Below are 20,684 nucleotides of genomic sequence, written 5' to 3'. Positions count from 1 at the left end.
ACACGAACCGAGAAGGCCCGTGCTGCTCATCACGCGAATCTAAAGATGCTCGCGTCCACTGTGTAGTTCTCAACATACGATCGGCACCACACTCCCCCAGAGGTAACCCTCCAGCTTCATGCGGCCCAACGAAGGACCCGTAGGCCCAACCCCCACCGTGCCGTAGGTCCACACCTCCCGAATCGGAAGACGCGACCCACACCCGGTAGGAAGCCTGGTCCCTCAGGACCCAACAACGTGCACCAGCTGCTCGCTCCACCCCGACCCGTTCCAACCAGGCAAGCCCGGTGTACTGAAGATCGGGAGCATCACTCCCAACTGCACTGTCAATGTTCCACCCATGAGCTACCCGTCGGACACGGTCGGTCCGAATCGGGCGCCTGGACCAGTGAACCGGACACCATACGGTGACCAGCACTGACCAGATGCTCCTTAGAAAGGAGGTGATCCAGCCGCACCTTCCGGTACGGCTACCTTGTTACGACTTAGTCCTAATCACCGATCCCACCTTCGACGGCTCCTTCCACAAGGGTTAGGCCACCGGCTTCGGGTGTTACCGACTTTCATGACTTGACGGGCGGTGTGTACAAGGCCCGGGAACGTATTCACCGCAGCGTTGCTGATCTGCGATTACTAGCGACTCCGACTTCATGAGGTCGAGTTGCAGACCTCAATCCGAACTGAGACCGGCTTTTTGGGATTCGCTCCACCTTACGGTATCGCAGCCCTTTGTACCGGCCATTGTAGCATGCGTGAAGCCCAAGACATAAGGGGCATGATGATTTGACGTCATCCCCACCTTCCTCCGAGTTGACCCCGGCAGTCTCCTATGAGTCCCCGGCATAACCCGCTGGCAACATAGAACGAGGGTTGCGCTCGTTGCGGGACTTAACCCAACATCTCACGACACGAGCTGACGACAACCATGCACCACCTGTACACCGACCACAAGGGGGCGACCATCTCTGGCCGTTTCCGGTGTATGTCAAGCCTTGGTAAGGTTCTTCGCGTTGCATCGAATTAATCCGCATGCTCCGCCGCTTGTGCGGGCCCCCGTCAATTCCTTTGAGTTTTAGCCTTGCGGCCGTACTCCCCAGGCGGGGCGCTTAATGCGTTAGCTACGACACAGAAACCGTGGAAAGGTCCCTACATCTAGCGCCCAACGTTTACGGCATGGACTACCAGGGTATCTAATCCTGTTCGCTCCCCATGCTTTCGCTCCTCAGCGTCAGTTACGGCCCAGAGATCTGCCTTCGCCATCGGTGTTCCTCCTGATATCTGCGCATTCCACCGCTACACCAGGAATTCCAATCTCCCCTACCGCACTCTAGTCTGCCCGTACCCACTGCAAGCCCGAGGTTGAGCCTCGGGATTTCACAGCAGACGCGACAAACCGCCTACGAGCTCTTTACGCCCAATAATTCCGGACAACGCTTGCACCCTACGTATTACCGCGGCTGCTGGCACGTAGTTAGCCGGTGCTTTTTCTGCAGGTACCGTCACTTTCGCTTCTTCCCTACTAAAAGAGGTTTACAACCCGAAGGCCGTCATCCCTCACGCGGCGTTGCTGCATCAGGCTTTCGCCCATTGTGCAATATTCCCCACTGCTGCCTCCCGTAGGAGTCTGGGCCGTGTCTCAGTCCCAGTGTGGCCGGTCACCCTCTCAGGCCGGCTACCCGTCGTCGCCTTGGTGAGCCATTACCTCACCAACAAGCTGATAGGCCGCGAGTCCATCCCCAACCAAAAAATCTTTCCACCACCAGACCATGCGGCCGGCGATCATATCCAGTATTAGACGTCGTTTCCAACGCTTATCCCAGAGTCAGGGGCAGGTTACTCACGTGTTACTCACCCGTTCGCCACTAATCAACCCAGCAAGCTGGGCATCATCGTTCGACTTGCATGTGTTAAGCACGCCGCCAGCGTTCGTCCTGAGCCAGGATCAAACTCTCCGTAAAAAAATTACAACCAACACCGAAGTGTCAGCGAGTTGATTCTGACTGTTGACTGTCTACTGACAATCTTCAATCCAAAAGGAATTGTCTCCGACACCGAGCAAGCTCGGCGACGAGGTCAATAAATTGGCATTGACAATGTGCACGCTGTTGAGTTCTCAAGGACCAGACGCACTCCCCGCTCGACCCGTGAAGGATTCCGCCAGAGAGGCATTCGTTCTTGGTTGACCACCGATGACGAACATCGGTGGTGGTTGCCTGACCGGGACCCCGTCCGGACTGCGTCTCAGGGTGTTCACCCTGTGACCGTCTCGGCCGTTCCGTTCTCCGCATCAGCGGCAACGAGTGATTACTTTACACACGGCCCCAGGGCCCCGCCAACCGTCCTCGCACCCGGGCGTGTCGCGCCCAGGTGAACGGCAGGAGGACCCAGCGACACCAGCGGAGATCCGGGGGTTGAACAGCACGCGCGGGCCCGGGGACGACCGAAGGCACGGTGCCGATGAGCACCGTGCCTCCTGAGACGAAGGACGAGGGACGAACCTCGACTCCTGCCGGCTACTCCGCCGCAGCCAACTGCCCGCAGGCGCCGTCGATCTCCTTGCCGCGGGTGTCGCGGAGGGTGGTCGGGATGCCGGCGGCGTTGAGTCGGCGGACGAACTCGTCCTGCACGTGGACCTCGGACGACGTCCACACGGAGCCCGGGGTCGGGTTGAGCGGGATCGGGTTCACGTGCACCCAGCCCTTGCCGCGCTTGTTGAGCTTCTCCGCCAGCAGGTCGGCGCGCCAGGCGTGGTCGTTCATGTCCTTGATGAGCGCGTACTCGATCGACACCCGCCGACCGGTCTTGACGTAGTAGTTGTGGGCGGCGTCGATCGCCTCGTCGGCCTTCCACTTCGAGTTCACCGGGATGAGCTCGTCACGGAGTTCGTCGTCGGGCGCGTGCAGCGACAGCGCGAAGGTGAGCGGGATGCCCTCGTCCGCGAGCTTGAGCATCGCGGGCACCAGCCCGACGGTCGACACCGTGATGCCTCGGGCGCTCATCCCGAGCCCGCTCGGTTGCGGCGCCACCATCAGGCGGACGGCGTCCATCACCCGCTTGTAGTTCGCGAGCGGCTCCCCCATGCCCATGAACACGATGTTCGTCACGCGCTCGGCGTCGACGCGGTCCTGCCCGCCCTTGCGCGGGTCACCACCGAGCTCCCCGGCGGCGATCGCCGCGTTGGCCCGGACGATCTGCTCGATGATCTCCGCCGTGGACATGTTCCGCGTCAGCCCGGCCTGTCCCGTGGCGCAGAACGGGCAGTTCATGCCGCACCCGGCCTGGGACGACACGCACAGGGTGATCCGGCCGGGGTAGCGCATCAGCACCGACTCGACCAGGGCACCGTCGTGCAGCTTCCAGAGGAACTTGATCGTGTCGCCCTTGTCCGTCGCCAGCCGCCGGGTCTCGGTGAGCAGCGGCGGCAGCATGCCCTGCACGAGCTGCTCGCGCTGGGCCGCCGGCAGGTCGGTCATCTTCGCCGGGTCGGACGTGTAGTGCGTGAAGTAGTGGGTCGCGAGCTGCTTGGCCCGGAACTTCGGCAGACCGAGCGCGACCACGGCGGCCTCGCGCTCCTCGGTCGTCATGTCGGCGAGGTGCACCGGCGGCTTGCCGCGCTTCGGCGACGCGAACTGCAGCAGGGGCCGGCCGTCGCCGTCGGTCGCCTGCTGCCAGCCCTCGGTGCGAGGGCGCACCTGCGGTCGGGCGGAGCGTGCTGCTGCGCTCTGCTCCTCGAACGGGGTGCGGATCTCGGTGGCCATCACTCCAGCTTACGGGAGGCTCGGCCCCACTCGGCAGTGCGGCAGCCGCCCCGGTGGACCCTCGGGTCCAGGGCACGCCGGGTGCGTCCGACGCGGGGCGTCAGGAACCGGCGGGCAGGAGCCGGGCGAAGTGGTGGGCGGCCGAGTACATCGGGACGATGTCCACGACCTCACCGGGGTGCGGGGCCTGCAGCACGAGGCCGTCGCCGAGGTACAGCCCGACGTGGTCCTCGTTGTCGTAGACCACCATGTCGCCCGGCTTCGCCTCGGACTCGGGGACGGTCGTCGCGACGGCGTCCTGCGTGGGGACGTAGTGCGCGAGCGGGATGCCGACGGCCTGGTACGCCACCATCGTCAGCCCGGAGCAGTCGATGCCGGCGTGGCTCGCACCGCCCTCGACGTACGGGTCCCCCATGTAGGCCAGCGCCGTCTGCAGCACCGTGGCACGGTCGCCACCGGGCGACAGCGCTGCCGACAGGGCTGCCTGCGCCTGGGCGGTGGTGACGCCGAAGCGGAGCACGAGGGTGGGGTAGGACACGACCGACGTCGTGGTCATGCCGTCCGAGGAGATGATCGGGACCTCGACGTCGTGGGCGACCGTGAAGGTCTGCAGCTGCTCGGACGTCGTCGTCGCGTGGACCGGTGCAGGCTCGGGCGTCGCGGCGTTCGCCGGGATCGAGAGCGACAGGGTCGAGGTGATCGCCAGGGCCGGAGCGAGCAGGAGCGCGGCGCGGCGAGCGTTGGCGGCACGGCGGACGTGCCGCGGGTCGACGGCACGCTCGGCACGGAGTCCGGCCGTCCGGGAGGCCACGTCGGCAGGCGGTGCAGCGACGAGCGGCCGTGCCAGGCGTGTCGGAGCGGGGGCGACCACGCGGGCCGGAGCAGCGGCGACCACGCGGGCCGGCTGCTCGTGCTCGACGACGCCGGCCCGGGTGGCGGCAGTGCCGGCGGCGGAGCGACGGCCGCGACGCGCGGGGCCGGTGGTGGAGCTCGAGCTGGAGGTGGAGCTGGGGACGGGAGCGGGTCGACGGTCGTCGTCACCTGCTGGCAGTGCGTGGCGTCCCATGGTTCCTTCCGGATCAGAACCGCCCGTCTGGTGCGGCGACTCGGGAAGATAACGTATTGGTCACGAACCTGATCCCGGCTGGGGAACGGCGGGGAGTTCCTGCGGCCCGTCACAGACTCACCGCGGTCTGGAGGTGTCCTGCCAGGCCAGGGTGAGCCTCCTGTCCGTGGTGGGATCAGGCCGGGACGAGCGCGAAGTGGGTGCGGGCGACGGCTGCGTCCTCGGCCGGCGGCCGCCCGTAGGCGGCGCGGTAGTCCCGCGAGAAGTGCGACGCGCTGCGGTACCCGACGGCGGACGCGGCCTGCGCCGCGGTGTCGCCGTGGACGACCATCCGACGCTTGGCCTCCCCCAGGCGGAGCCGCTTGAGGTACTGCATCGGCGACATCCCCGTCGCGCTCCGGAAGCGGGCGTAGAGCGTGGACTCGCTCGTGCGGACGGCGTCGGCGAGCGTCGTCATCGACCACGGCTCGGCCGTGCGTTCGGTGAGCAGGCGGGTGGCGGCGACGACGACCTCGGCCTCGCCGGTGCCGATCGCGGCCAGGATCCGCGGCGCCTGGTCGGTCTGCAGGAGGCGGAGCACGACCTCCCGGCTGACGAGCGGTGCGAGCACGGGGACGTCCTCGGGGGTGTCCATCAGCGCGACGAGCCGGGCGAAGGCGTCGGCCAGTGCGGGCGTCCACGTGCCGAGCCGGCCGGGCTCGGCGTCGGACGGGGTCGGGCGGGCCATCGCACCGGCGACGTCGGCCACCACGGACGCGTCGAGCTGCCAGACGGCCGACACGAAGCCGACCTCCGGCTCGGTCTCGACGACCCCGGCGATGACGGGCAGGTCGACGGGCGTGATGATGAAGTGCTCGCGGCCCCAGACCTGGTCGTCGTCCCACACGATCGAGCGCTTGCGACCGGCCAGCACCACCGAGAGCGACGGCGTGTACCGCTGGTAGCCGAGCGGGGTGGTGTCGTGCACGCGGGACACCGTGAGCCCGAGCTCCGGCACGGTGCGGCGGTCCTCGACACGGCGGAGCGCGGTCGCGAGCGCGCGGTCGAGGTGGTCGCTGGTGCCGTCGTCCATGTGCCCATCCAACCCCGCCCGGCCGTGGGCGGCGGCACCACTGCCGGGGTCGTGCGGGATCGGGCAAGGACCTCGCGGATCCGGGCAAGCCGACGAGCCGGTGCCGCCAGGAGGCTGGATGCATGCAGACCAACGAAGCAGTCCTCGAGTCCCTCCCCCGTGACGACCGGCTCGCCGGCCGCACCGCCCTGGTGACCGGCGCGACCAGCGGCATCGGCGAGGCGATCGCCCGTGTCCTCGCGGCCTCCGGTGCCCGGGTCGCCGTGTCCGGCCGCAGTGCCGAGCGGGCCCAGCGGGTGGTGGACGCCATCACCGCCCAGGGCGGCGACGCGGTCGTCGTCCGCGCCGACCTGTCCGACGAGCCCGACACCGTGCGCGACCTCGCCGCCCGGGCCACCGACGCGCTCGGTGGACGGGTCGACGTGCTGGTGAACAACGCCGGCGTCTACCCCGGCGGCCCCACCGCGGCCCTGTCCGACGCGGCGATGCAGGAGCTCTGGGCGACCAACGTCCGCGCGCCACACGTGCTGGTCGGCGAGCTCGCCCCGGCGATGGCGGCGCGGGGCTCCGGCGTCGTGGTGAACGTCGGGTCGTGGATGGCCCGCGTCGGGGTGCCGTTCATGGCGCTCTACCCGGCGACGAAGGCCGCCGTCGAGCAGCTCACCCGGGCGTGGGCAGCCGAGTTCGGGCCGAGCGGGGTGCGGGTGAGCACGGTGGCGCCGGGCGCGACGGCGACGCCGGGGAACGCGGACTCGGCGGACGCGCTGGCGGCGATGACGGCGGGGACCCCGGCCGGGGTGCCCGTGCGGCCCGTCGACATCGCGTTCGCGGTGCGGTGGCTCGCCTCGGACGAGGCCGTGTTCGTGCACGGCGGCATCATCGACGTGGACGGCGGAGTGGCGTCGACGCGGATGGGCTGACCCGGCGCCGACCAGGACCGATCGGCGCTGGTCGGTGCCGACCGGACCTGACCGACGCGGGCTAGAGGCTCGTCATGCCGCCGTCGACGCGGAACTCGGCCCCGGTCGCGAAGGACGACTCGTCGCTGGCCAGGTAGACCATGATCCCGGTCACGTCGTCGGGCGTGCCCGCGCGGCCGAGCGGCGTGCGCGCGACGATGGCCGCTCGCGCCTCCGGGTCGGTCGCGATCGTCGTCACCAGGCCGGTCTCGGTGTAGCCGGGCACCACCGTGTTGACCCGGATGCCGTCGCGGGCGTACGCCATCGCGGTCGAGCGGACGAGCGCGTGGATGCCGCCCTTCGTCGACGAGTACGCGGCGAACGTCGAGCCCTCGCCGTTCAGGCCCGTCGGGCTGCCCGTGCAGACGATCGAGCCGCCGCCACGGGGCCGCATCGCCCGCACGGCGTGCTTGAGCGTGAGGAACGTGCCGGTCAGGTTGACTGCGAGCGTCCGCTCCCAGGCCTCGAGCGGCACGTCGGCCACGGCGGCGTCCTGGCCGAACAGCTGCACGCCGGCGTTGGCGACCACGACGTCCGGCACGAGGCCGTCGTCCGCGAGCGACGCGAACCCGTCGGCGACCGAGGGCTCGGACGCGATGTCCATCGTCAGCGGGACCGCGAGGGCACCGGCTGCGTCGGCCGCCGTCGTCGCCGCGGCGGTGTCACGGTCGGCGTAGACCACGCGGGCCCCCTCGGCCACGAACCGGTCGGCGATCGCCCGCCCGATCCCCGATCCCGCGCCCGTCACGAGCGCCACCTTGCCGTCGAGTCGCCCGGTCATCGCATCTGCCCCGTCCCGCGGGGCGCCGTCGCCCCGTCCGTCCGTTCAGCGTACCGACCGGAGCGGAATGGTCAACCGGTTGTCCAGCAGTGGCGGTGACGGGCTGGACACGGTTGACTGACGCCGTGATCGACGACGACGCACGCGCGGAAGCCTGGCCGGACGCCACCCCCGAGGAGTCCGTCACGGTCGGCCCGTGGCGGCTCCGGCTGCGCGGGACCGAGGTCGCGGACCTCACCCACGACGGCACGCCGGTGCTGCGGGCCGTGCGGTTCGTCACGCGGGACCACGACTGGCGGACCGCCGAGGACACCCTGATCAGCCGGACCGTGGACCGGACGAGCACGGGCGTGGACGTCCGGATCGCCGCGCGGAGCGGGTTCGACGGGGACGACGTGCTCGAGTACACCGTCGCGGTCCGCATCGAGGGCGACGTCCTGCGGGTGGACGGGTCCGCGACGACGCTCCGTGCGTTCCGCCGCAACCGCGTCGGTCTCGTCGCGCTGCACCCCGCCGGACTCGCCGGGGTGCCCCTGGTCGTCGAGCACCCCGACGGCCGGCCGTCGATCACGTCGTACCCGCTCTGGATCGCCCCGCACCAGCCCGCCGTCGACGTGGTCGGGTACCGCTGGACCGCCGGCTCGATCGCGGTCGCGATGACGATGACCGGGGACGTCTTCGAGATGGAGGACCAGCGGAACTGGTCCGACGCGTCCTTCAAGACCTACTCGACGCCGCTCGCGGAGCCGTTCCCGGTCGCGCTCGAGCCCGGCGACACGGTCCGGCAGGCGTTCACCCTGCGCTGCGCGCACGTCGAGACGGGAGGCTCGGTGACGGTCCTCTCGGACGTCCCGCCGGTCGAGGACCCGGCAGAGGACCCCACGGCCTCCCCTGCCCCGGTGCTCCAGTTGCTCGCGTCCTCGGCCCCGGCGGCCCTGCGCCCGCCGGACGACGCGCTGCGACCCGGCGTGCCGGTCCTCGTCGAGCCGGTCGTCGGGGCGCCGAACGCGGCCGCCGTGCTCGCGTCGGCCCGCCGTGACGCGGTCCACGCCCCGCTCGACGTCCGCTTCGTGACCGACGACCCGGTCGCGCTGCGCGCCGCGATCGACGACGTGCTGAGCAGCGGCGCGGTCGTGCGCGTCGGGGCGTTCGACCCGCGGACCCACGTGACGACGCCGGCACTGCAGCAGGCGCTGCGGGAAGCGGCTCGGGCGGACGGTGGCCTCGAGGTCGTCGCCGGCACCCGCGCGCACTTCACCGAGCTGAACCGGGCGATCGAGCTCTTCCGGGACTGGGACGGGCCCCTGACCTTCAGCGTGACGCCGCAGATGCACGACCGGTCCCGTGCCCAGGTGACCGAGGCGGTGCGGATGCTGCGCTGGGTGGCGATGAGTGCCTCCAGGCTGGCTGCCGGCCGAGCGCTCCACGTCGGGCCGGTGACCCTGCGTCCGCGGTTCAACGCGGTCGCGACCTCGGCGCCGGTCCCGCTGACGCGCGCCGACGTCGAGGACGGCCACGGGCCGGAGTTCGTGCCGGACGCGACGGACCCGGAGCAGCACTCCCCCGCGGCGGACGCGTGGTTCCGCCGGGCCGTGCACGCACTGCGGGCCCCGGGCCTCGTGAGCATCACGCTCGACGAGGCCTGGGGCCCGCGGGGGTCGACCGGGCGGTCGCTCAGCGCTTGATCGCGTCGATCTTCAGCATCTTGGCGATGACGCTGTCGAGCTCGCTGTCGTCGAAGACCTGCTTCCAGTCCTCCTTGATGAGCTTCTCGCGGCCGTAGCCCATCGCGATGTGGCAGGCGTCCGAGAACGGGTTCGAGCCGCGGAGACCGTTCGTCAGCGCGATCCAGGTGTGGCCGTAGAGCATCGCGCGGGCAGCCTCGCGGGGCACGCCGACGCCGTTGACGGTCTCCTCGAGCGCGTCGTGGAGGAAGTCGCCGATCATGCAGGCGATGGTCTCGACGAGGGTCGGCTCGAGCACGGCGAGCTGCTTGACGGTGACCCAGTGCACCTGGATGACGGGGGGCGTACATGGTCGTGATGACGGCCTCGGCGATCGCCTTGGCACGGTCGCCCTCGTCACCGAGCGACTCGGAGGCGTCGAAGGCCGCGATGACCTCCTGCGGGGCGGCGATGCCACCGAAGGTGTCGTCCCACTCCTCCTTGCTGGTCCGCTCGAGGAACACGGACGGGTGGCACGGGTGCGCCACGGCGTAGTGGATGTCCTCGCGCTTGGCGAGGAGGCCCGCGTAGGCCGCGGCGGGGTCGAGCGTCAGGATCGTGGCGCCGGCGCGCATCTCGGGGACGAGCTGCTCCGAGACGGTGCCGAGGAGGACGTCCGGCACGGCGAGGATGACGACGTCGGCGACCTTGGCGGCCTCGATGCTGTCGGTCAGCTCGCGGCCGAGGTCCTTGATGCGCTCCTGGCCGGCGGGCGAGGCCTCGCTGTAGCGCGTCGTGTACTCGCTCTTGGCGAAGTTGTTCGAGACGCGGGTGCCCATCTTGCCGCCGGCGCCGATCACGGCGACGGTGACGTCGGCGGTGCCCGAGCCGGCTGCGGTGGTGTGGCTGATGGCGGTGTCGGTCATGATTCCCTGCTCCTGGTGTACTCGATGGTGTGTTCGGTCCACGCCGCCTCGATGCGGGTGGTGGTCTGTGCGGGGGTCTCCCCGGGCTCCGGCTCGGCGACGACGGTGTCGTCCTGCCACGGGAGCCAGAACTCGATGACGCGGTTGACGCCCCGGGTCTGCGGGTCGATCGCGTCGCGGATGCCGACGTGGTCGATGCGGCCGGTGCCGATCGGCACGCCGGTGTACTGGAAGCCGACCCAGCCCGGGGTGCGGGTGAAGTCGGCGTCCTTCACGTGCCAGTTCCGGACGTACGGGGCGGTCATCCGGACGACGTCCGCCGGGTGTTCGAGGGCCGCGACGGTGTTCGCCGGGTCGAGGCAGACCCCGAGGTGCTCGGAGCCGATCCGGGCGACGACGGCGACGAGGTCAGCGGTGGGCACGACTTCGTAGGTCTCGAGGGCGAGCGTGACGCCGGCGGCCTCGTACGCGGGCAGGGCCTGGCGGAGTCGCCGTTCGGTCTCGGCCGCGTCGGGCCGGTCGTCGCCGCTCGTCCACATCGAGCGGACGAGCGTCGCGCCGAGCTGCTCGGCGACGTGCAGGTACCGGGCGAGGTGCTCGGGCGCGGTGCCGCGGGTGCCGACCTCGAGCACGAGGCCGAGGTCGTCGGCCAGGGCCTTCAGCTCGGTCAGCCGCTCGTCCGACGCGGTGTCGAGCGGCAGGTGGTCGCAGATCTGGAACAGGTCGACGCCGTCGTGGGACGCCGCGTCGCGGAGGACGTCGTCGAGGGACATCGGCGCCGGCACACGGTCGGACATCCGCCAGAAGTAGGCGTACGTCGAGAGTCCGAGGAGGGAGGTCATGCGTCGGCCCCCAGCTGCTCGGCCTCGTCGAGGATCGTCCGGATCGCCGCGGGGTCGTGCGCGAAGCGGCCGAGGAACAGCCCGCCGATGCGGCCCCCTCCCCGCGTCAGCAGGCCTGGACCAGCGCTGCCGCCGTAGATGACGACGCTGCCGGCGAGCTCCGGCCGGGTGGCGAGGTGGGCCTCGATGCCGGTGAGCACCGCGACGATGTGGTCGTCGGGCGCGGGTGCCGGGGCACCGATGGCCCAGACCGGCTCGTACGCCACGACGACGGGACCGGCGATGCCGTCCGCCACCGCGGTCTGGACGAAGCGGTCGAGCTGGGCGGTCACCTCGGTGACCGCATCCGCGATCTGGTCCGGCCGGGAGGCCCGGGTCGACTCGCCGACGCAGATGAGGGGACGCAGGTGGTTCCGGAAGGCGGCGTGCACCTTCCCGGCGACGTCCTGGTCCGACTCGTGGAACAGGGAGCGCCGTTCGGCGTGCGCGATCTCGACGAGGTCGACGCCGATCTCCGCGAGCTCACGCCCCGAGACCTCGCCGGTGAAGGCGCCCTCGTCCGCCCATGCCAGGTCCTGCGCGCCGAGGAGCACGCCGGAACCCGTCAGCGCCGCACGCACGGGGACGAGCGCCGGGAAGGTCGGGATGACGAACAGCTCGACGCTGCCGTCGGTCACCGCCGGGTGCGTGCGGGCGATGTCGGCCACGGCCTCGGCCCACGCGATCGTGCGGGCGTGGCCGAAGTACATCTTCAGGGACACCCCGATCGTCAGTCGGGGCGTCGCCGTGGCCCGGGTCACGCGTCGGTCCCGACCGGGGCGCTGCCGTCGTACTCGCAGATCGCGTTGACCTTGTCGGCGCTCGCGCTGCTCTGGTCGAAGGTGTAGCCGAGCCACTCCTTCGCCATCCGCCGTGCGACCTCGATGCCGACGACCCGCTGGCCCATGCAGAGGACCTGGGCGTCGTTCGAGAGGACCGAGCGCTCGACGCTGAAGGAGTCGTGCGCGGTGACGGCTCGGATGCCGGGCACCTTGTTCGCCGCGATCGCGACGCCGAGCCCGGTGCCGCAGATGAGGATCGCGCGGTCGGCCTCGCCGTTCGCGACCAGGCGGGCGGCGTCGACGGCGACGTGGGGGTAGGCGGTGTGGCCGTCCGCGTCGACGCCGACGTCCACGACGCTGGCGACGCGGGGGTCGGCCTCGAGGTCACGCTTGATGACTTCCTTGTAGTCGAAGCCGGCGTCGTCGGAGCCGACGACCAGACGGAACTGCTCGCTCATGGGGATGCCTCTCTCGTGGTGGTGCTGGTGCTGGTGCTGGTGCTGGTGCTGCGTCGGGGTCAGGCCCGGACGCTGAGCGTCCGGAGGACCGCGGCGGTGATGAGGGCGAACGACACGGCACCCGCGTCGGGGGTGCCGACCGCGTCCTCGCCGTGCGTCCGGGCCCGTCCCATGCGGGGCAGGAGCGCGGCGGTGGCGTCGGCCGCCTGCTGGGCCGCGGCGGAGGCGGCCGTCCACGCCGTGACGAGGTCGTCACCCGCGTCGATGCGCTCGGAGAGCACCGCGTCGAAGGGGACGAGGGCGTCGACCATGGTCTTGTCGCCGACGACCGCGCCGAAGGCGAGGACGGCGTCGGTGGCGGCGTGCACCGCGGTCTGGACGGTGGCCGCGTCGGGCCGGTCGGTGTCGCCGAGGACGCGACCCAGCGCCTCCAGGGCGGCGCCCCAGATCGCGCCGGAGGTGCCACCGGCCTTGTCGGACCAGGCGTCCCCCGCGATCGCGAGGACACTGCCCGCCCCGGCACCGCGGTCGGCGGCGTCCCGGGCGGCGGCATCCGCGGCGGTGGAACCACGCTGCATGCCGATGCCGTGGTCCCCGTCACCGGCGACCGCGTCGATGCGGCCGAGTTCGTCGGCGTGCGCGTCGATCGTGGTGCGGATCGCGGTGACCGCGTCGGCGACGACCCGGGCGGACGCCTGCGAGTCGGGGGTGCCGAGGGTGACCGGTGCGGCGACGTGGGCGGTGAGGACGTCCTCGGGGAGCCGTTCCTGCGGGACGGCGCCGCCCTTGCGGTAGGCGGGGGTGTCCGTCGGTGCTGCCCACAGCGCTTCGAGTTCCGCGTCCGGCCAGAAGAGCGTGAGGGAGACGCCGGCCATGTCGAAGCTCGTGACGAGTTCCCCGACCTCGGGTTCGACGACCACGGCGCCGGCGTCGGTGAGGAGCCGCTGGACGGTGGCGTAGACGACGAACAGCTCCTCGTACTTCACGCTGCCGAGGCCGTTGAGGATCGGGACGACGTGGGCGCCGTCGGCCGTGACGCCGTCGGGCAGCTCGGTGAGGAGCTTGTCGACCAACAGCGTCGCGAGTTCCGCGGCGGTGGGGACGTCGGTCTCGTCGATGCCGCGCTCACCGTGGATGCCCATCCCGATCGCCATGCGCCCCTCGGGGACCGTGAACAGGGGCTCGTCGGCGCCGGGGAGGGAGCAACCGGAGAACGCGACACCGAAGGACCGGGTGCGCTCGTTCGCACGCTCCGCGATCGCCGTCACCGCGTCGAGGGTCATGCCCTGCTCCGCAGCGGCACCGGCGACCTTGAACACGCAGAGGTCCCCCGCGATCCCACGACGCTTCGCCGCTTCGTCCGCCGGTGCGGAGGCGACGTCGTCGGTGACGCGGACCGTGCGGACCTCGATGCCCGCGTCCCGCAGAGCCCGTTCGGCGGCGTCGAAGTTCAGGACGTCGCCGGCGTAGTTGCCGTAGGACAACAGCACCCCGCCACCGTGCTCGGACGCCGTCGCGACCGCGGTGACCTGCTGCGCACTCGGGCTGGCGAACAGGTTCCCCATCGCCGCACCGGCCGCGAGCCCGTGCCCCACGAGACCGCCGAACGCCGGGTAGTGGCCGGAACCGCCACCGATGACCAGGGCGACCGTGCCGTCCGGACTCGCGGTGGACCGGGCGACGCCGCCGTGGACCTTGCGGACACGGGACTGGTTCGCCGCGACGAACCCGTCGACCATCTCGTCGGCGAAGTCCGCCGGGTCGTTGAACAACCGGGTCATGCGCCTGCCTCCGTGGTGACCGCGCGCTCGGCGTCGGTGGTGGTCGGGGCGGTGCCGGTCTCGCCGCGGTGCTGGCGGGACACGACGACCATGAGGATGCTCGAGAGCACCATGAAGAAGCCGACGATGAACATCGGGACCTGGTAGCCGCCGGTCCACTCGCTGACGATGCCCGTGATGTACGGGGCAGCGAAGCCGCCGAGGTTGCCGATCGTGTTGATGAGCGCGACGCCCGCTGCTGCTGCGGCCCCGGTGAGGAACTGCGTCGGCATGGTCCAGAAGTTCGGCAGGGCGGCGAAGATCGCGCAGGCCGTGACCGCGATGACGGCGACGGTGGCCGCGGGCGAGTTCATGAACAGCGCCACCGGGATGCTGAGCCCACCGACCAGGGCGGGGAGCGCGATGTGCCAGACCTTCACGCCGCGGCGGAACGCGTCACGGGACCAGAAGTAGAGGACGACCGCGGCGGGCACGTACGGGATCGCCGTGATGAGACCCTTCTGGAACAGGTCGAACGAGGTGCCGAACTGCTCCTGGAAGCCGTCGATGATCGTCGGGAGGAAGAAGCTCAGCGCGTAGAGGCCGTAGATGAAGCCGAAGTAGACGAACGCCAGCATCCAGACGCGGCCGTTGCCGAACGCGGCGCGGAGGGCGCCCTTGCCGTGGCCGTCGTTCTTGCCCTGGTTCTCCTTCGCGAGCGCGGTCTCCAGCCAGACCTTCTCGTCCTCGTCGAGCCACTTGGCCTGGGACGGCTTGTCCTTGAGGACGAAGAGGCACAGGACACCGACGATGATCGCCGGGATCGAGACGCAGAGGAACATGAAGCGCCAGCCGGCGAGGCCGCCGAGCAGGCCCTCGTGGGTCATCAGCCACCCGGCGAGCGGGGAGCCGATCACGCTGGTGAGCGGCTGCGCCAGGTAGAACAGCGCGAGCATCTTGCCGCGGTGGCGTGCCGGGACCCAGGTGGAGAGGAACAGGATCGCGCCCGGGAAGAACCCGGCCTCCGCGATGCCGAGCAGGAAGCGCAGGCCGACCAGCTGCGGGTAGTTCTGCACCCACGTGAAGAGCAGCGAGACGATGCCCCACGTGATCATGATGCGGGCGAGCCAGATGCGGGCACCGAACTTGTGCAGCGCGAGGTTCGACGGGACCTCGAGCACGAGGTAGCCGATGAAGAAGACCCCGGACGCGAAGCCGAACTGCGCGGCGGTCAGGCCGAGGTCGGCTTCCATGCCGTTCGGGGCCGCGAACGAGATCGCGGTCCGGTCGAGGAAGTTGATGAAGAACATCAGCGCCACGAACGGCACGATGCGGATGGCGATCTTCCGGATGGTCGTCTTCTCGACGACCGAGGTCGGGATGCCTCGGGTGGCGGGGATGTCCACAGTGACTCCTGCTGGGGGAACGACGTTGGTCGGGGTTGGAACGCGGACCATCCTGCGCCCTTCGACGCAAGTTGTCAACCGGTTGACCAGAGGGTCGACTGCGCTGGGACCGGGAGCGTCGCACCGCTACGCTCGGCACATGCCCGCGTTCAGCGAGAACGACCCCCTCAACATCCGGCTCGAACTCGAGTCGGTGCCGGTCGGGTCCCCCGCGTCCGAGGTCGCCCGACAGCTCGTGTCCCTGCTCACCGCCGGTGACCTGGCCCCCGGGTCGCGCCTGCCGTCCGAGCGGGTGCTGGCCGAGCGGCTGGGCGTCGGCCGATCAGCGGTGCGGGAGGCCCTCGCCGCGCTGGAGATCCTGGGCATCGTGCAGATCCGTCCGGGCTCGGGCACGTACCTGCGCGGCGGCATGTCGGACCTGCTGCCGACGACCCTGTCGTGGGGGCTGATGCTCGCGTCGAACCGCACGCGGGAGCTGCTCGAGATACGGTCCTCGCTCGAGCGCACCGCGGCGATCCTGGCGGCGCAGCGCGCGACGGACGAGGAACTCGACGCGCTCGGCGACCACCTGGACCGGCAGGAGGCCACCCTCGACGACCCCTCCGCGTTCATCGAGGCCGACGTCCGCTTCCACGTGCAGCTCGCGCGGGCCGCCGACAACGACGTGCTCGCCGACCTGCTCCAGAGCCTCCGGTCGATGCTGAGCGTGTGGGTCGGCCGCCGCGTCAGCACCCGTGAGGCCACCGAGGCCGCGTACAACGAGCACCGCGCGATCTACGACGCCATGCGGACGCGGGACGTCGCCGCGACGCTGCGGGCGATGGACGAGCACATGGCCACGGCGAGCGCCCGCATCGAGCACGCGGACGCGGTGCCGGCGGAGTAGCCGTCGCTCGGGGCGCTCGGGGCGCTCGGGGCGCTCGGGGCGCTCGCGCTGGTGCGAGGTTGACCACCCCGTGCGGCGCCGAGGGTCCGCACGGAGTGGTCAACCTCGCACCGGCGGCGGGGAAGGCGCACGGTGCGACGTTGCCGAACCGGCAACGGGGCTCGCGTCCGGATGGCGCGGTGTGCGTCACTGGGCGGATGCACACGCACGAGCACGGCACCGACTCCCCCGGCGACACACTGCCCGACGCCGCGACGTACTGGGAGTCCCGGTACGCCGACGGGGACCGGATGTGGTCCGGCCGGGTGAACGCCGTGCTCGCCGACGTCGTCGCGACGCTCGAGCAGCAGGGGCCCGTCGGGTCCGCGCTCGACCTGGGCTGCGGCGAGGGCGGCGACGTGCTCTGGCTGGCGTCGCGGGGATGGCGAGCGACGGGGGTCGACCTCTCCCCCACCGCCGCTGCCCGAGGTCGCGCAGCCGCGGTGGACGCTGGCGTCGAGGACCGCGCGCGGTTCGATGCCGGCGACCTGGCGACGTGGGACACCGACGAGCGCTTCACGCTGGTGACCGCCTCGTTCCTGCAGTCGTGGCCGGTCGAGATCCCCCGCGCGGCGATCCTGCGCCGGGCGACCCGGTTCGTGGCACCCGGCGGACACCTGCTGGTCACCGCGCACGCCGCCCCGCCCGGCGAACTGCCCGAGGAGCTGCGGTCCTACCGCTTCCCGACGCCGGACGACGACCTGGACGCACTCGGCGTGGCACGCGGCGACGGTGCTGCTGCCGACGCCGATGCCGATGGTGCTGATGTCGACGGCGCTGATGCCGACGCCGACTGGGCAGTGGTCGCGGCCGAGCTCCGCGCGCGGTCCGTCACCCGCGACGACGGCACCACGCACGACCTGCTCGACAGCGTGGTGCTCGTGCGGCGACGCTGACCCGATCGGCGCTCAGTCGGCGTCGAACAGCACCGGGACGCGGACACCGACCTCGTCGAGCCGCACCAGGACCTCGCGTCCGCCGTGACGCACCACGTGCTCGCCCAGCGCCCGCGAGGTGCGTGCCCGCAGGCCGGCCTCGACCAGTTCGGCGCCGTCCTGCCCCACGGCGCCCCAGGTCACGTCGACGTCGATGCCGGGCCGGGCGACGAGTCCGCGGACGGACCCGTGCGCGAAGACCTCGGGCACGGCGGGGAGCAGGTCGAGACGACCGCGGTGGGACTGCACGAGCATCTCGGCCACCGCGGCGACGACACCGAGGTTGCCGTCGATCTGGAACGGCGGGTGCGCGGCGAACAGGTTGCGGTAGAGACCGCCACGCTGCCCCTCGTCGTCGACCCCGTCCATCGTGCGGAACACGAGCGGCAGGAGCCTGCCGATCGCGGCGGTGTCCCCGAGCCGGGCACGGAGCGCGAGCTTCCACGCCAGCGACCACCCGGTGGAGTCGTCGCCGCGGGCGTCGAGCGTCCGGGCGACCGCGGCGGCCATCGACTCGTCGAGCGGTTCGGTGCCCGGGTACGCCGCGACGAGCGATGACACGTGGCGGTGCCCCGGCTCGGCGTGCCCGCGGTCGGCACGCCACTCCGGGACGGCTCCGTCGGTGCCGGGCTCGATCGGCGGCAGGGCGTCGGCGAGCGCCGCCAGTCGCGGGTCGGGCACGAGGCCGACCCGGTCGCTGAGCCTCCGGTACGCGGACACCGTCATGCTGATGAGCGCGAGGTCCATCGCCGAGTCCGTGTCGACCGACCCGGGGACACCCGTCGCGGTGACGAAGTGGTTCTCCGGCGAGGTCGAGGGGACCGTGTGCCGGAGACCGTCGTCGCCGGTGACGAGCCAGGCGTCGACGAACGCGAGCGCCCCGACCACGAGCGGCAGCAGCACGTCGCGGACGTAGGCGTCGTCGGCACCGTGGTCGGCGTGCGCGATCAGCGGGTCGAGCACCCAGAGCGCACCCATCGGCCAGAACGCGTACGCGGGGTCGTGCTGGCCCTCGCCGATGGGCTGGGTGTACCCCCAGGCGTCGGTGTTGTGGTGCGCCACCCACCCGGGAGCGTCGTACAGCCGGCCCGCGGTCTGCTCCCCGCTGCGGGCGACGGCCTGGACCAACGCGACGAGCGGCTCGACGGTCTCGGGCAGCGCGGTGACCTCGGCGGGCCAGTACGCCATCTCGAGGTTGACGTTCGTGGTGTAGTTCGCGCTCCACGGCGGCCGGAGTGCGGCGTTCCAGATGCCCTGCAGCGTCGCGGGCAGGCCACCGGGGCGGGACGAGCAGATGAGGAGGTACCGGCCGTACGCCACGAGGAGTGCCGCGAGACCGGGGTCCGTGGCGATGCCGTCGTCAGCGACCCGGGCGAGGCGCTCGTCCGTCATCAGGTCGGCCTGGTCTCCGTGGTCGCCGTCCGGCAGCGTCAGGGTGAACCGGTCGTACAGCGTGGCGTGGTCGGCTCGCTGTCCATCGCGGACCCGGTCGATGCCGGTCGCGATCGCGGTGTCCACGAGTCCGGCCGCGACCGAGGCGGCGTCGGCAGCGGTGCCCGACGGCGCGCGGCCGGCCCCTTGGGCGGTCGTCGCCGTGGCGAGGACGATCCGGACCGTCCCCCAGGCCGGCACCCGGACGCGCTCGGGGCCGGAAGCAGCGTCGGTGGTGAGCGGACGATCGTGCTCGTCGACCACCCGGAGCACCGCGGCGCCCTCGAGCGCGGGACCGTCCCAGCGCACCGGGTCCGGCACGTCGCCGTCGTGGGGCGGCCAGACGTCGCTCGGCAGCCGGACGAGCAGCACCGCGTCACCCGGCCCGGACGCCGCCGCACCGGCAGCAGCCCCGGCACCGGACGACCCGTCGAGCGGCGCGTGCAACAGCGTCTCGAGCGACACGTCCACCGTCCCCACGCCGGAGTCCGGGAACACCAGTTCGTGCACGAGCACCCGGTGGGGCCAGGACGCCCAGGTCGCGGTGCGGACGGGCTGGCCGTCGAGCACGAAGGACGTCGTCGCGGTGGCGGTCGCGAGCTCCAGCGTCCGCTCGTGGTCCTGCACGGTGCCGTCTCCGACGGGCGTGGTCGACACGAGCAGGTCGACGAACGGCACGTAGGCCTGCGTGTGCCGGTGCTGCACCCGGCGGAGCGCGTCGGCGGCGTCGTCGAACCGCTGCTCGGCGATCGCGGCGCGGGAGTCGGCGAGCGCTGCCCGGACGGTCTGCGGGTCGAGCGGGTCGACGTGTTCGGTCTCGACGGTGCCCGACCACGCGGACCCGTCGTTGACGCCGACGCGGTCGGTGAGCGCACCGCCGTGGCACATCGCCCCGAGCAGGCCGTTGCCGACGGGGAGTGCATCGGTCCAGGTGGTCGCGGGGCCCCGGTACCGGTGCACGGCGCTCATGCGGACCCCAGCGGGACGTGGGCGGCGACGCTCCGCACGACACGGTCGACGACGACGGCGGGCGTGGTGTCCCACACGGACTGGTTGAAGATCTCGACCTCCACGTCTCCGGTGTACCCGGCAGCGGCGACCGCCGCACCGATCGGGCCGAAGTCGATGTGTCCGTCGCCCGGGTACCCCCGCGAGAGCAGGGGGTCGGCGGCGAGCGGGGTCACCCAGTCGCACACCTGGTACGTCGCGATCCGTCCGGCGGCACCGGCGCGGGCGATCGACGACTCGAGGGCCGGGTCCCACCAGACGTGGAAGGTGTCGACGGCGACGCCGACCGCCTCGGCGGGGAAGGGTGCGGCCAGGTCGAGGGCCTGCGCGAGGGTGGAGACCACGGCACGGTCGGCCGCGTACATCGGGTGCAGGGGCTCCACGGCGAGCTGGACCCCGGCGTCGAGGGCGTGTGGCACGAGCTCGGTCAGGGCGTCGGCGACCCGGGCGCGGGCGGCACCGAGGTCCTTCGAGCCGGTGGGCAGTCCCCCGGCGACGAGGACCAGCACGGGTCGGGACCCGGGAGCGCCGGCACCGGCCAACGCCGCGGTCTCGTCGATCGCGCGGCGGTTGTCGTCCATGGCCAGTCGGCGCTCGGCCCCGTCGGCGAGGGTGAAGAACCCGCCGCGGCAGTGCGTCGACACGCGGAGCCCGGAGTCGCGGACCATCCGCACGGCCTCGTCGAGCCCGACGTCGGCGACGGGTTCGCGCCAGGTGCCGATCGCCTCGACGCCCGCCGCGGTCACCGCCGCGATGGCCTCGGCCAGGGAGGCGTGCTTCACCGTCGCCTGGTTGACCGAGAGCCGGGCCGCGCCCACGGCCGCCGCGGGACGGGCCGCGCCGACGACTGCCGCGGGGCGGGCCGCGCCGAC

General features: G+C 71.4%; 15 protein-coding genes, 1 rRNA gene and 1 pseudogene. 4 read left to right on the top strand and 13 right to left on the bottom strand.

Going from position 1 to position 20,684, the window contains the following annotated elements; translation table 11 throughout:
- Positions 1–436: 436 nt before the first annotated feature.
- The 4 genes from OVA28_RS10485 to OVA28_RS10470 all read right to left on the bottom strand — a co-directional run bounded on the left by OVA28_RS10485 (position 437) and on the right by OVA28_RS10470 (position 5,896).
- Positions 437–1,958 (bottom strand): 16S ribosomal RNA (locus OVA28_RS10485).
- 555 nt (positions 1,959–2,513) lie between these two features.
- The gene (rlmN, locus tag OVA28_RS10480; protein WP_194663143.1) at positions 2,514–3,758 is read right to left on the bottom strand and encodes a 23S rRNA (adenine(2503)-C(2))-methyltransferase RlmN; all 1,245 of its coding nucleotides are present in this window, start codon (positions 3,756–3,758) and stop codon (positions 2,514–2,516) included.
- Positions 3,759–3,858: 100 nt separating this feature from the next.
- Positions 3,859–4,824, bottom strand: coding sequence for a C40 family peptidase (locus OVA28_RS10475; protein WP_268096889.1), 966 nt, complete (start codon positions 4,822–4,824; stop codon positions 3,859–3,861).
- A gap of 175 nt (positions 4,825–4,999) precedes the next feature.
- Positions 5,000–5,896, bottom strand: coding sequence for an AraC family transcriptional regulator (locus tag OVA28_RS10470; protein WP_268096888.1), 897 nt, complete (start codon positions 5,894–5,896; stop codon positions 5,000–5,002).
- A gap of 122 nt (positions 5,897–6,018) precedes the next feature.
- On the opposite strand from OVA28_RS10470, the gene OVA28_RS10465 reads away from it, so the two are divergent.
- On the top strand, positions 6,019–6,816 hold the full coding sequence (locus tag OVA28_RS10465) for an SDR family NAD(P)-dependent oxidoreductase (protein WP_268096887.1): 798 nt from the start codon (positions 6,019–6,021) through the stop codon (positions 6,814–6,816).
- A 61-nt stretch (positions 6,817–6,877) separates the two neighbouring features.
- Here the strand turns inward: OVA28_RS10465 and OVA28_RS10460 are convergent, their stop codons facing one another.
- Positions 6,878–7,636 (bottom strand): SDR family NAD(P)-dependent oxidoreductase, encoded by a 759-nt coding sequence (locus OVA28_RS10460; RefSeq protein ID WP_194663151.1) that lies wholly within the window; start codon positions 7,634–7,636, stop codon positions 6,878–6,880.
- A gap of 125 nt (positions 7,637–7,761) precedes the next feature.
- Between OVA28_RS10460 and OVA28_RS10455 the strand changes: the two genes are divergently transcribed.
- The gene (locus OVA28_RS10455; RefSeq protein ID WP_268096886.1) at positions 7,762–9,321 is read left to right on the top strand and encodes a hypothetical protein; all 1,560 of its coding nucleotides are present in this window, start codon (positions 7,762–7,764) and stop codon (positions 9,319–9,321) included.
- Here the strand turns inward: OVA28_RS10455 and OVA28_RS10450 are convergent.
- From OVA28_RS10450 to OVA28_RS10425, 6 genes and pseudogenes are all read right to left on the bottom strand, one after another.
- Positions 9,311–10,226 (bottom strand): annotated as a pseudogene (locus OVA28_RS10450) (phosphogluconate dehydrogenase C-terminal domain-containing protein). The gene OVA28_RS10455 and the pseudogene OVA28_RS10450 overlap by 11 nt on opposite strands.
- Positions 10,223–11,068: a sugar phosphate isomerase/epimerase family protein gene (locus tag OVA28_RS10445; protein WP_268096885.1), complete on the bottom strand. Its 846-nt coding sequence runs from the start codon at positions 11,066–11,068 to the stop codon at positions 10,223–10,225. The pseudogene OVA28_RS10450 and the gene OVA28_RS10445 overlap by 4 nt, the downstream one beginning before the upstream one ends.
- Positions 11,065–11,868, bottom strand: coding sequence for a triose-phosphate isomerase family protein (locus tag OVA28_RS10440; RefSeq protein ID WP_268096884.1), 804 nt, complete (start codon positions 11,866–11,868; stop codon positions 11,065–11,067). The genes OVA28_RS10445 and OVA28_RS10440 overlap by 4 nt, the downstream gene beginning before the upstream one ends.
- Positions 11,865–12,347: a ribose-5-phosphate isomerase gene (locus OVA28_RS10435; RefSeq protein WP_268096883.1), complete on the bottom strand. Its 483-nt coding sequence runs from the start codon at positions 12,345–12,347 to the stop codon at positions 11,865–11,867. The genes OVA28_RS10440 and OVA28_RS10435 overlap by 4 nt, the downstream gene beginning before the upstream one ends.
- 59 nt (positions 12,348–12,406) lie before the next feature.
- Positions 12,407–14,128: a dihydroxyacetone kinase family protein gene (locus OVA28_RS10430; RefSeq protein WP_268096882.1), complete on the bottom strand. Its 1,722-nt coding sequence runs from the start codon at positions 14,126–14,128 to the stop codon at positions 12,407–12,409.
- Entirely contained in the window at positions 14,125–15,513 is a 1,389-nt protein-coding gene (locus OVA28_RS10425; RefSeq protein ID WP_268096881.1) for an MFS transporter, read from the bottom strand. Before OVA28_RS10425 ends, OVA28_RS10430 begins: the two co-directional genes overlap by 4 nt.
- Before the next feature lie 139 nt (positions 15,514–15,652).
- Here OVA28_RS10425 and OVA28_RS10420 point away from each other — a divergent pair, with 139 nt between their 5' ends.
- Both OVA28_RS10420 and OVA28_RS10415 read left to right on the top strand, forming a co-directional pair.
- Positions 15,653–16,399 carry a FadR/GntR family transcriptional regulator gene (locus OVA28_RS10420; RefSeq protein ID WP_194663164.1) on the top strand — a complete coding sequence of 249 codons (747 nt, stop codon included), beginning with the start codon at positions 15,653–15,655 and terminating at the stop codon, positions 16,397–16,399.
- A 197-nt stretch (positions 16,400–16,596) separates the two neighbouring features.
- Positions 16,597–17,334, top strand: coding sequence for a class I SAM-dependent methyltransferase (locus tag OVA28_RS10415; protein ID WP_268096880.1), 738 nt, complete (start codon positions 16,597–16,599; stop codon positions 17,332–17,334).
- Positions 17,335–17,346: 12 nt separating this feature from the next.
- On the opposite strand, the gene OVA28_RS10410 is transcribed toward OVA28_RS10415, so the two are convergent.
- Entirely contained in the window at positions 17,347–19,773 is a 2,427-nt protein-coding gene (locus tag OVA28_RS10410) for a glycosyl hydrolase family 95 catalytic domain-containing protein (protein ID WP_268096879.1), read from the bottom strand.
- Positions 19,770–20,630 (bottom strand): sugar phosphate isomerase/epimerase family protein, encoded by an 861-nt coding sequence (locus tag OVA28_RS10405; RefSeq protein ID WP_268098194.1) that lies wholly within the window; start codon positions 20,628–20,630, stop codon positions 19,770–19,772. Before OVA28_RS10405 ends, OVA28_RS10410 begins: the two co-directional genes overlap by 4 nt.
- Positions 20,631–20,684: the final 54 nt, after the last annotated feature.

Origin of the sequence: Curtobacterium sp. SL109 (assembly GCF_026672405.1) — a bacterium.
Lineage (GTDB): Bacteria > Actinomycetota > Actinomycetes > Actinomycetales > Microbacteriaceae > Curtobacterium.
The sequence above is the reverse complement of the archived record's forward strand: the minus strand, read 5'-3'. Positions and strand labels throughout refer to the sequence as shown.